This is a genomic window from Paraherbaspirillum soli, assembly GCF_042654985.1.
GTDB classification, from domain to species: domain Bacteria; phylum Pseudomonadota; class Gammaproteobacteria; order Burkholderiales; family Burkholderiaceae_D; genus Paraherbaspirillum; species Paraherbaspirillum soli.
Window position 1 is genome coordinate 191772 of record NZ_JBHSMT010000023.1, and the last position, 9861, is coordinate 201632.

At 54.2% G+C, this 9861-nt stretch carries 13 protein-coding genes; 2 read left to right on the forward strand and 11 right to left on the reverse strand.

Features of this window, described 5'->3' with window-relative positions:
* Positions 1 to 257 precede the first annotated feature (257 nt).
* On the forward strand, positions 258 to 473 hold the full coding sequence (locus tag ACFPM8_RS13050) for a hypothetical protein (protein WP_378997989.1): 216 nt from the start codon (positions 258 to 260) through the stop codon (positions 471 to 473).
* 143 nt (positions 474 to 616) lie between these two features.
* Here ACFPM8_RS13050 and ACFPM8_RS13055 read toward each other — a convergent pair whose 3' ends face one another.
* The 6 genes from ACFPM8_RS13055 to ACFPM8_RS13080 all read right to left on the reverse strand — a co-directional run bounded on the left by ACFPM8_RS13055 (position 617) and on the right by ACFPM8_RS13080 (position 4836).
* Positions 617 to 1426: a DUF5984 family protein gene (locus tag ACFPM8_RS13055; RefSeq protein ID WP_378997990.1), complete on the reverse strand. Its 810-nt coding sequence runs from the start codon at positions 1424 to 1426 to the stop codon at positions 617 to 619.
* Positions 1427 to 1438: 12 nt separating this feature from the next.
* Positions 1439 to 1768: a hypothetical protein gene (locus ACFPM8_RS13060; RefSeq protein ID WP_378997991.1), complete on the reverse strand. Its 330-nt coding sequence runs from the start codon at positions 1766 to 1768 to the stop codon at positions 1439 to 1441.
* 11 nt (positions 1769 to 1779) lie between these two features.
* Positions 1780 to 2325: a hypothetical protein gene (locus ACFPM8_RS13065; protein ID WP_378997992.1), complete on the reverse strand. Its 546-nt coding sequence runs from the start codon at positions 2323 to 2325 to the stop codon at positions 1780 to 1782.
* A gap of 128 nt (positions 2326 to 2453) precedes the next feature.
* Positions 2454 to 3827, reverse strand: a complete 1374-nt coding sequence (gene cysS, locus ACFPM8_RS13070) for a cysteine--tRNA ligase (protein WP_378997993.1) — start codon at positions 3825 to 3827, stop codon at positions 2454 to 2456.
* A gap of 497 nt (positions 3828 to 4324) precedes the next feature.
* The gene (locus ACFPM8_RS13075) at positions 4325 to 4603 is read right to left on the reverse strand and encodes a type II toxin-antitoxin system RelE/ParE family toxin (protein ID WP_378997994.1); all 279 of its coding nucleotides are present in this window, start codon (positions 4601 to 4603) and stop codon (positions 4325 to 4327) included.
* The gene (locus ACFPM8_RS13080; RefSeq protein ID WP_378997995.1) at positions 4600 to 4836 is read right to left on the reverse strand and encodes a ParD-like family protein; all 237 of its coding nucleotides are present in this window, start codon (positions 4834 to 4836) and stop codon (positions 4600 to 4602) included. The genes ACFPM8_RS13075 and ACFPM8_RS13080 overlap by 4 nt, the downstream gene beginning before the upstream one ends.
* Positions 4837 to 5106: 270 nt before the next feature.
* On the opposite strand from ACFPM8_RS13080, the gene ACFPM8_RS13085 reads away from it, so the two are divergent.
* Positions 5107 to 6810: a C13 family peptidase gene (locus ACFPM8_RS13085; RefSeq protein WP_378997996.1), complete on the forward strand. Its 1704-nt coding sequence runs from the start codon at positions 5107 to 5109 to the stop codon at positions 6808 to 6810.
* A 199-nt stretch (positions 6811 to 7009) separates the two neighbouring features.
* On the opposite strand, the gene ACFPM8_RS13090 is transcribed toward ACFPM8_RS13085, so the two are convergent.
* The 5 genes from ACFPM8_RS13090 to ACFPM8_RS13110 all read right to left on the reverse strand — a co-directional run bounded on the left by ACFPM8_RS13090 (position 7010) and on the right by ACFPM8_RS13110 (position 9719).
* Positions 7010 to 7384, reverse strand: a complete 375-nt coding sequence (locus tag ACFPM8_RS13090) for a SymE family type I addiction module toxin (protein ID WP_378997997.1) — start codon at positions 7382 to 7384, stop codon at positions 7010 to 7012.
* A gap of 247 nt (positions 7385 to 7631) precedes the next feature.
* Positions 7632 to 8162 carry a hypothetical protein gene (locus tag ACFPM8_RS13095; RefSeq protein WP_378997998.1) on the reverse strand — a complete coding sequence of 177 codons (531 nt, stop codon included), beginning with the start codon at positions 8160 to 8162 and terminating at the stop codon, positions 7632 to 7634.
* Between the two features lie 127 nt (positions 8163 to 8289).
* A complete protein-coding gene (locus ACFPM8_RS13100; RefSeq protein ID WP_378997999.1) occupies positions 8290 to 8817 on the reverse strand; it encodes a hypothetical protein in 528 nt (175 codons plus the stop codon).
* Positions 8818 to 9059: 242 nt separating this feature from the next.
* Entirely contained in the window at positions 9060 to 9275 is a 216-nt protein-coding gene (locus ACFPM8_RS13105; protein WP_378998000.1) for a hypothetical protein, read from the reverse strand.
* 189 nt (positions 9276 to 9464) lie between these two features.
* Positions 9465 to 9719: a SymE family type I addiction module toxin gene (locus ACFPM8_RS13110; RefSeq protein WP_378998001.1), complete on the reverse strand. Its 255-nt coding sequence runs from the start codon at positions 9717 to 9719 to the stop codon at positions 9465 to 9467.
* Between the last annotated feature and the right edge of the window lie 142 nt (positions 9720 to 9861).

Sequence of the window (9861 nt, forward strand, 5' to 3'; positions counted from 1 at the left end):
TATGTATCTCCTTTGATGTTGCTCTTATCGTTATAAAGGGATCCGCATCATTGCCTCCGGCAGCCCGACAAGCAGGACCGCCATCTGGCGCAAAACGATATGGAAGATTGCGCAAAAAAAACTCACGAGAAACCGTGAGCGATACGGTCAGTGGTACGCGCTTGAAGGACTGGACTGCATGCGACGGCTGGCAATACATCGACGCAACGCACGCAGTAGAATAAGTCCGTTCGACATCACCTGCATGGAGGATGAAAATGCTGCTGCAAAAATACAGACGAAGCAAAGGACAATGCCTGCTTTACACGATCGAATATGACCAGGGGCAATATTACATCCAGCGCGACGGCGACATGAAAAAAGCTGTTCCCGATGCCATTGTGGCCGGCGTCGCGCCGCACGAGGCGACGGCAGAACTGATGCTGCGCACGGCGATAGCGGATATTGAGAGGCTTGCCGGCATGGAGGAATAAACGGCAGCGGAAGTAATCCAACAAAAAAATTCTTGAATGGATTGCCTCCGCTCCTGCCATTCGGACATTGGCAACGGACGGTTGTCGCACGCAACCGACCTGAGTTCTAGTTTGATCGTATTGCAAAGCATGACCATTCCCGGCTAATTGGTGTGCCGGCTGCGCTCCAGCTCCGCAATCGCGGACAAAACTCTATCTGGGTCGAGCTTTTTGGGCGGACGATTTAAGGCCCGCACCAGCCAGCCTTTTCTTTCACGATGCTCATTCGCCAGAGCTACCAAGTCGATGCTCACATCTGGAATAGAATTTCCCCGAACGACACAATCCACCCTTGCTTCCATCGCATTCATTAAGCGTTCATGAAATGAAATCACTTCGGCAATGAAAACAGCGACCGAGTATTTCTCCTCCCCTTTAATTTCAGCCCAGGGCTGGATGCCGTCGATGCGCCTTTCTTGATGGTCCCATCGAATAATAATTTCATCCTTATGGCGGAACATCCAGATTCTAGGACCTTCAACCAAATGCATCGAGTCCAACTGCCTCAACCGAATCCATTCGCACGCCTCAAAATACAGTTCAATTCTTTCGTCCGACTCGTCATCGCCGATGAGTGTTTGAATTTTATTTTCAAAGCTTTTCTGCGAATCAGGCGTCTCAATGAATTGAAAAAGCGCATCAGGTATTGGCTCCAAAACATCCGCCAGCAGATCAAACAAGTCCTCCCACAGCCTGACCACCTGGTAATTCACGAATGGCGTATTTGCGGCTTGCGGGTCCTGCTTCTGCCAATGCGCGATGATTTCCGCCGAATAGCGAAATAATTGCTTTCCTTTTACATCGAGATGGTAAACACCATCGGTCAATCCGAACCAGTGCAATGTCTGGTTTGGAGGCGTTCCCCAAGGAGCTACTTCCTCAAGCTTGGTGAGATCGAATTCAAATAAGGGCATGCTGTTTATTGTTTAAGTTGGCCGGAGCGTTTTGGAGTCGGGGGCGAACGCAATGTCAGGAGCTACATACTCTATCCAAACGACAGCGTGAGGATGGTGTTCTTTTATAGTGTCGATTGCGCCCGCAACTGCCTCGGCATCATTCGCAGATATTTCATAAGCGAAAATGCTGACGTTCGCCCCCTCTGCCCATAGTTCTTCAATTTCAGATTCCTCTAATACGCCGGCGCCAACCCAAAGAGCAAATCCAGGCTCTCGCCTCAGGAACTTAAAGCTTTCTAGCCCTGCACGGCTAAGAGCAAGAAAAACCACCACTCCTCCTGACCTTGCGCTAACCGGCATGCTTGACTCCTTCATAGGATCCGCGCGCCACTCTTAATACGCGTCGTATTCGGCAGCAACGATGCATCCGCAGGGTCATCCAGAAAGTTGGCCAGCGCCGACATATAGAAATCCATGTGTTTAATATGCGTGGCCCTGGCAGCTGTTCCATCCCCGTGCAGATATCTGGCATCAAAGTAGTGTGAAATCAATTCGCCTTGCTGCTCCATATTGAACGCCGCCATCGGCTTGCCTGCGTCCGCAACCGCATCGTAGCGATAGGCGCGTCCGAGCCGCTGCCCCGAGCCTGCCCAATATCCGCCCTTGATCGCGATCAGCACGCCGCAGCGCAGAACGCCGTAGCCCAATTGATACTGCCAGACGTGTGTCATTTCGTGAATGAACCAGACTTTATATCTGTCCCTTTCCATCGAAAAATCAGGCTTGCAATAAGCCGCCGGAAAATACATTTGGCCATTCGGCGTCATCGCATTGCTGCCGGCGCCGACTATGTATGGCCGCTTATGCACCTTGACCTGCGCATAGTCGATGGCGTGCTTAAAGACCTTTTGGGCCATGGCGATTTCGCCCGCCGTCAACGGCCGTACTTTGTCTTCGGCTGTGGTGAACTTCTTGAGCCGTCTCAACATATGTAAGGGCATGATCTACCGCTCTCCTCGACATTGCCTGGATCCCGACATCTTAATTAATGCTTGGATATTCTTGGGCCGCTAGCGGTATCTTCAAGATCGAATCCCAGACTGGCAATCTGGTCTCGAAGCGCATCCGCCTCGGCCCAAAGCTTTTGCTGCCGCGCCTGCTGGCGTTTTTCCACCAGCGCCAACACTTCCGCCGGCAAGCTGTCTTCCCGATCGCGCCACTCAGCCAGCTGCAGCCCCAATACCGGCTCGAACGCATCCAGCGTCGCTCGTTTGACGGCGGCCGGCACTGCGCTCTTGACTACCTCCCACACGATAGCCATGGCGCGCGGCAGGTTCAGGTCTTGGTTAATCTCCGCGGTAAAGCGTTCCACAAACTTTGCATCGGCAATGCCGCCCGTCGGCCAGCTAAAGTATGCTTCCCGCAAGCGGTTCAACGCCACCTGCGCCGAGCCGAGCGCTTCCAGCGTAAAACTCATTTGCCCGCGGTAGTGCGCGCTAAGGCATAAATAGCGGTACGACAAAGGCTCAAAACCCTTATCGATCAAAGTCTGGAGCCGCAAAAATTCGCCGCTGGATTTTGACATCTTTTCCGCATTCAAACGCAAGAAATAACCGTGCATCCAGAAGTTGGCCAGCCGGGTGCCGTAGCAGGCTTCGGTTTGCGCAATCTCGTTGTTGTGATGCACCGCGATGTGATCCTCGCCGCCGCAATGGATGTCGAACCAGGGGCTCAGGAATTTGGCCGACATCGCCGAACATTCGATGTGCCAACCGGGGAAGCCGCGGCCCCACGGACTATCCCATTCCATTTGCCGTTGCGCGTCCGCAGGGCTGAACTTCCACAAAGCAAAGTCGGTAGGCCCGCGTTTTTCGCCGCTGTCGACCCGAATCCCGGCCTGCAAACCCTCCCGGTCGAGACGGGCCAGGTAGCCGTAGCTATCCTGCCGGCTGGTATCGAAATACACGCCATCCGAAGTGCAGTAGGTAAACCCCTTCTCCTCCAGCGTCGAGATGAAGTCGATCTGCTCCGCAATATGATCCGTGGCGCGGCACCAGGTAGTCGGCGGCAACAGGTTCAAGGCCCGCATATCGTCCTGGAAAGCGGCGGTATAGCGCTCGGCAATGGCCCAGGCCGATTCGCCGGTGCGATGACTGCCCTTCTCCATCTTGTCTTCGCCCTCGTCGGCATCGGACACCAGGTGGCCGACATCGGTAATGTTGACCACATGGCGCACCGCATAACCGTTGAACGTCAGCACCCGGCGCAGCAAATCTTCAAAGATATAAGTGCGCAGATTGCCGATATGGGCATAGTCGTACACCGTCGGACCGCAGCAATAGAGCCCGACATGATCCGTGTGAATCGGTTCGAACAGACGCAGTGCGCGTTGATAGGTGTCGTACAGATAAAGATGCATAGCGGCCCCAAAAAAGGAAATGGCTGCCAGTTTGTACAACTGGCAGCCATCAGGGTTCAGACGAAGACAAGGTTTTAGTCAGCAGTTCCCGATGACCAGCGGTGACAGCAAGAATGCGACATGGAGTGTGTTCCCGTTTAAGAAATGTCTAAGAAGGTTAGGGTCTGTTGGCATATAAATTGGGAGATGCGTTCAAACCAAAACGTGTGCCGGCAAGGCGTGCGGCGCAGCAAGGGGTGGTCCCCCTTGCAAGACGCACAACGCAGTCCGGCGCGCGTTTTGGTTTGAACCCGGAGGGAATGGGTCTAAAACACTACATGGCGTTGTTGCAGGCTGCTTGTTTGGCTCGCCAAACCGCGCAACCTGCGCCTAGCCCTGCAGCGTTTTAGACCCATTCGCACTCCCAATTTATATGCCAACAGGCCCTAGATCCTATGGCTTCGCCTGGATTTGGTCAAGCGCGGTAGCCCAAGTTACGTGCTGCACGCATGCAATCTCTAACGCTTCAAATCTCTATAGAAATTTTCATGCGGGCCAATCGCTTCCAAATAGACCAAGCGCACCGCACCATCGACGGTATAGCCCAATAGATATAGCTGACCTTGGCTGCGAAATTTATAGACATGTAGTGATGAAAGGTCGCCTTTCTTGCGCTCCCCCATCTCTGGATTAGCTACGACGACATCAACGGCTTCGTCCACATCAGCAACGACGTTAGCTTGAAGTTTTTTGTACTGTCGACCAAACCTGCGCGTTTGACGCGCTTCGTAAGTCATGTGGCGCTGCGGCTGCGCGGGACAAATGCCGTCGTTTGCTCACGCGGCTCAGCCATTGCAGCCAAACTCTCAGCAATAAAACTCACTGGCAAATCAGGATTATCCAAAGCAGCGCGACCAACAGCAGCCCAGAATTCAATTTGGCCTGAAATAGTTCGATGCTCGGTGGCTGCGTCGGCCTTGGCAAGATCGTAAAGCGCCTTGTCAATACGGATGGATGTGGTTGAGGTCATTTTTTGCTCCTTGCTACATTTGTAGCGTGATGATACCCCGACTCGAAACATAATATAAGCACCCCCGATCCGTCACTGCCCCCCCTCACTTCGCAAACGTAGTATGTGCGGGCTGCACACCCGCAGCTTCCGCTGATCGAGATTTCCATATCAAATTGCAAGGCCTCATGCTAAATTTCCGCCTTGCAATTTATTACAAAGCGGGTCTCGGCCTCCAAGCGACACACGCCTGCTTCAATGACAAAGAAATTTTCGGGAAATGACCTACCAATGACCAACAACAAAGCCATCGCAGGCCGCTGCCGCCGGGCGCTCGTCGCCGCGGCCATTGCGGCCGTATTTACATCTGCTTCGGGATCGCCGCTCGCCACTCAAGCCGCCGCGCCAACGACCCCGGCTGCGACGACAGTCGATGGCGGTCAATATTATGGCCAGCTGCTGGACGGCAAATTGCATGGGCAAGGAAAAATAGTATGGCCGAATGGCGCCTGGTATGAGGGCGGCTTTGACAAAGGATTATTTTCCGGCAAAGGGAAATACCAAGCGAGTACCGGCGCCACCTACGAGGGAGACTTCAAGGATGGCGTGATGACCGGACAAGGACGCACGGTCGATCAACACGGCGCGGTTTATGTCGGTCATTTCGCCAATAACGAATTCGACGGAAAAGGGCGATACGAATTGCCGGACAAGCAATCCTACGAAGGCGACTTTGTCAAAGGAGATTTCACGGGCAACGGCGTCTATCAGGACAAAGACGGCTCCCGCCTTGCTGGCGCCTTCGTCAAATGGCATGTCCAAGGCGTCGCCACGTTTACCGGCACAAAGGGGGATATCCTTGAAGGCTCTTTTGTCGATAACGAACTGGTCGGAAAGGGACGTTTCATCGGCAAGAATGGCAGCCGCTACGAGGGCGAGTTCAAGAACTCCAAGTTCAACGGCCAGGGAGTGTTCCGCGACGCCAAAGGCAACGAATACAAAGGCGGTTTTGAGTATGGCCTGTATGAAGGCGAAGGCGTCCTGACCTACGCCGTGCCGCAAACGGATGGCCGCACCAAAGACAGCGGCACCTGGCATTACGGGCAGCTGGAAAACAAAGAAGCTGAGAAGCAAACCAAACTCAATGTCGAAACAGCCTTGTACAACCAGCGCGCCTTGCTAGACAAGACTTTGTCTGCGTTGTTGCCGCATGAAGCGGGCAAGATCAATCTGTATTTGTTGGCGGTCGGGGGCAATGGCGCACAGGAGGTGTTTCACCGCGAAACGGATTTCGTCCGCAAGCAGTTCGATAGCGATTTCGGGACCCAGGGACGGTCCATGGTATTGGTCAACAGCCGCAACACGGTCAGCGAAGCGCCGATGGCGACCTTGACCAGCATTCGCGAAAGCCTGACCGCCATCGCCAACCGGATGGACAAGGAAAACGACATCCTGTTTCTGTATTTGACCAGCCACGGATCGAAGGATCATGAATTCCAGCTGGATCAGAACGGCATGGACCTGCGCAACCTGGAGGCCAAGGAATTGGGGAAAATGCTGAAGGAGTCTGGCATCCGCTGGAAGGTCGTGGTGGTCTCGGCCTGTTATTCCGGCGGCTTCATCGACCCTCTCAAGGATGAGCACACGATGGTGATTACCGCCGCGCGCCACGACCGGACCTCGTTCGGATGCGCCGACGAAAACGACTTCACTTACTTCGGCAAAGCGTTCTTCAAGGAGTCTTTGCCGCACAGTACATCCTTTGGCGACGCTTTCAACAAGACCAAGACGCTGGTGGCGACCTGGGAAAAAGACGACGCCAAGGCCGACGGCGAAACCTCCGAGATTGTCCATTCAGAACCGCAAATGCATCATGCGGCGGCGATCGACAAATACCTGAAAAAATGGCGAGCGCAATTAAAAGCGGCACCGCAGGCTGTCGATGTCAAGCAGACCTTGCCAGTCGGGCCGGTTGAGCAAAAATCAACGCAGTAGCAGGTTCGTTCATCCCGAAATCGTAGGGCGGAAAAGCGCAGCCCTTGCAGGGCGCGTATCCGCTTGCAAGCGGATACGGTTACGCAGGCGGATGGCATGCCATCCGAAACCCCTGCTACACCCTTCCGCCGTTCTGGATGCATCACACGCCTGTGGGACATCCAACGGCGGATAACGCTGCGCTCATCCGCCCTACTTTTTACTCTCTGGTGATGAACAAACAGCCTCTTCTCACCTGCACCCGGATCCGGGTTTGGGGTGTGAAGCCGGCTGCCAATAGCCACTTGCCGCGCAGCCGAATCCAGGGGGTTCTGAGCTTACCCTCCGGGCAGACGCCGACGGTTAAATGCCGGTCTGGATAGCTGTTGGATATGGAAATGGCGGTGGGACGGTCTGGTGCGGGTGGAGATTTGCCTGATGGTTTAGGCGGTGCGGCTTTAGTCATAGCGATCCTCAACTTGTAAAGGTGGACCGGCTCCCCGCTTTCAATCGGGTAGGCGGCAGACGGCAGGATTGAAAGACCGGTACAAGAAGAAAAACCGGCAGCCCGAGGGCTCCCCACCATCGCCGCCATAGATGACGCGCAACGGTGCACGCACGGATCGCATGTTGCGATCCGTGCGCTTCTTGTAAGTCAGGCTTTCAATCCTCATCCCATGATCTGTTTCTCAGGGACGGGGCCGACTATAAACGTAATTGGATGCCGTGACAATCCGGGCATTGGCGATGTTGGGCTTTCCATGCGGACTCGCAGATTGAGCCTCAAAGCCTAACGAATGCTGCACAGGACGGGGAAAATGTTGGGCTTACAGCGCAACCGCTTATTTGGTGAAGTACTCGATGAGCTCAGCAATGTCGGTTCCAGCACCTCCCCGAAGCAGGCCCTGCTTTTGGTTGCGCAGTTCCTCCAGAACCTGGAGCAGCGGCAGGAGCGTAATGCCAGCTTCGGCGATGCAATCCAATTCTTCCTGCCACCGCATTTCCGCGTGAACGAGGAAGAATTTCCATGCCAGGCTCTGCCACGCTTCCTCTCGCATCTTGCACTTTTTGGAGGACAGGTATTTCCCTTGAACCCAAGCTTTCACGCACGAACGCAGGACTTCGGGTGGACGGTGCTTGGCACTCGTTCCCGATGCACCAAACGTTGCCACTAGCTCTTTTGGAATCTTGCTGATGTAGCTGATCGGGCGAAAGCTCGCTTGAACCTCGACATGCCAAGCCTCGAACGACGTTCCAGACGGTCGAACGGCAAGTAGATCGATTTCATCTACCCCTCGCTTTAGGCCACGGACTGTGAAAAAGCCCTGCCGGTTTAGCCACTCATCGACGAGCGACTCTGCGAGAGCTGCCATGATTGAGCTCCATAATGCAAAAGTAACCGACGCGCCCGCACTGATACTTCATGAGAGGAAATCCGTATTAGGTGCGCCCGGTTGCCTGTTGTGCAAGACATAATCCAGGGCGATGTTGGCTGACTAGTTATGCGGCGCAGGAGAACTTAGTCAGCAAGAATAATGTGACCCCAAACCCGACAACAAATACTGTACGAAAAAACCATAGGAGATCTGGCTTTTCTTGCGGCAAATCGGGCACTTCACTTTCCAGCCGTCCAGCTCTCCATGCATTCATGAATTCGCTCGTGAAATGTGTTCGCACCTTAGTTAGCCTGCGACGTCGTTCTTGGATTGACGAAGCCAGCAATCCGACGAGATACCAACCGGCTGCTAGGACGGCGAAGGTTCCGACGTACGACAAAAACAGCTCCAACTCCGTCATCTTTGCAGCGACAAATTTTGGCATTGACGCAATCGCTGCATACAAGAGCAATCCATAGTTCGCTACGTGCCATTGCTGCTGCTTAAAGCTCGCTATCTCCGACACACAAGACGTATAGAGCAGACGAAGTTCGTCATTTCGTTTCCTCTCGTAGTCCTGATCTTGCTCGTCGTTGGGTTCTTGCACGGCCATCAGGCCAGTCAGGACCAGAGCCATGCTCATCGTTTTCATGATGAACTCTCTTCCATACCGCTATTAATTGCAGGGTAGAGCATTTCAGGATTTCCACCAGGAATTTTCACAAGAGTTTGCTGGTGGACTGTGGCGGCGTTCCCTTCTCTCACTTTCTGGGCCATCGCCCTACTTCGTGTCCAGGACCGTAAGGACAGGAAAATACGTCGGCGCTCCGTGGGCCGTTAATCGGGGACACAGTAATTCAGCACGCTGCGGTGCCTCTTAAACTATGTCCCCGATTAACTACATAAGCTGAACTTTGAAATTGCTGTAGACGTTGCCTCGTTGCCACTGCTGTTCACGTGTGCAGCGGTCAAAATTACCAGACACCTCGGCAGATGGGAAATCCATCTCTCAAAAAAACCATTCATACTGACCAGCTTGCCTTGCTCGTCATACTCGCCGTAACTGGTCCCGGTGCCGATGGTGATGGTGATGTTCTCTTGCGTTTTCATTTCCCAGAAATCGTAGGGCGGAAAAGCGCAGCCCTTGCAGGGCGCGTATCCGCTTGCAAGCGGATACCGTTACGCAGGCGGATGGCATGCCATCCGAAACCCCTGCTACACCCTTCCGCCGTTCTGGATGCATCACACGCCTGTGGGACATCCAACGGCGGATAACGCTACGCTCATCCGCCCTACTTTTTACTCTCTGGTGATGAACAAACAGCCTCTTCTCACCTGCACCCGGATCCGGGTTTGGGGCGTGAAGCCTGCTGCCAATAACCACTTGCCACGCAGCCGGATCCAAGGGGTTCTGAGCTTACCCTCCGGGCAGACGCCGACGGTTAAATGCCGGTCTGGCAAGTTGTTGCTGGTGGATGTGGTGATGGGCGTGGAATTGTCTTGCGTGGGTGAAGCGGATTTGCCTGATGGTCCAGGCGGTGCGGCTTTAGTCATAGCGATCCTCAACTTGTAAAAGTGGACCGGCTCCCCGCTGTGAAACGGGTGATCGAGTCGCCCAAAGGAACCTCCCCTTCAGGCTCTCACAGAACCGGACGTGAACCTCTCGATTCATCCGGCTCTTGTCGTTCAGCCCCAA

Bases quoted from the DNA above. Each gene is read 5' to 3' on its own strand.
- cysS (WP_378997993.1), bottom strand. From the start codon at position 3,827: ATGCATCTTTATCTGTACGACACCTATCAACGCGCACTGCGTCTGTTC.
- ACFPM8_RS13090 (WP_378997997.1), bottom strand. From the start codon at position 7,384: ATGGCGGCGATGGTGGGGAGCCCTCGGGCTGCCGGTTTTTCTTCTTGT.
- ACFPM8_RS13110 (WP_378998001.1), bottom strand. From the start codon at position 9,719: ATGACTAAAGCCGCACCGCCTGGACCATCAGGCAAATCCGCTTCACCC.
- ACFPM8_RS13105 (WP_378998000.1), bottom strand. From the start codon at position 9,275: ATGAAAACGCAAGAGAACATCACCATCACCATCGGCACCGGGACCAGT.
- ACFPM8_RS13085 (WP_378997996.1), top strand. From the start codon at position 5,107: ATGACCAACAACAAAGCCATCGCAGGCCGCTGCCGCCGGGCGCTCGTC.
- ACFPM8_RS13050 (WP_378997989.1), top strand. From the start codon at position 258: ATGCTGCTGCAAAAATACAGACGAAGCAAAGGACAATGCCTGCTTTAC.
- ACFPM8_RS13095 (WP_378997998.1), bottom strand. From the start codon at position 8,162: ATGGCAGCTCTCGCAGAGTCGCTCGTCGATGAGTGGCTAAACCGGCAG.
- ACFPM8_RS13075 (WP_378997994.1), bottom strand. From the start codon at position 4,603: ATGACTTACGAAGCGCGTCAAACGCGCAGGTTTGGTCGACAGTACAAA.
- ACFPM8_RS13060 (WP_378997991.1), bottom strand. From the start codon at position 1,768: ATGCCGGTTAGCGCAAGGTCAGGAGGAGTGGTGGTTTTTCTTGCTCTT.
- ACFPM8_RS13080 (WP_378997995.1), bottom strand. From the start codon at position 4,836: ATGACCTCAACCACATCCATCCGTATTGACAAGGCGCTTTACGATCTT.
- ACFPM8_RS13100 (WP_378997999.1), bottom strand. From the start codon at position 8,817: ATGAAAACGATGAGCATGGCTCTGGTCCTGACTGGCCTGATGGCCGTG.
- ACFPM8_RS13055 (WP_378997990.1), bottom strand. From the start codon at position 1,426: ATGCCCTTATTTGAATTCGATCTCACCAAGCTTGAGGAAGTAGCTCCT.
- ACFPM8_RS13065 (WP_378997992.1), bottom strand. From the start codon at position 2,325: ATGGCCCAAAAGGTCTTTAAGCACGCCATCGACTATGCGCAGGTCAAG.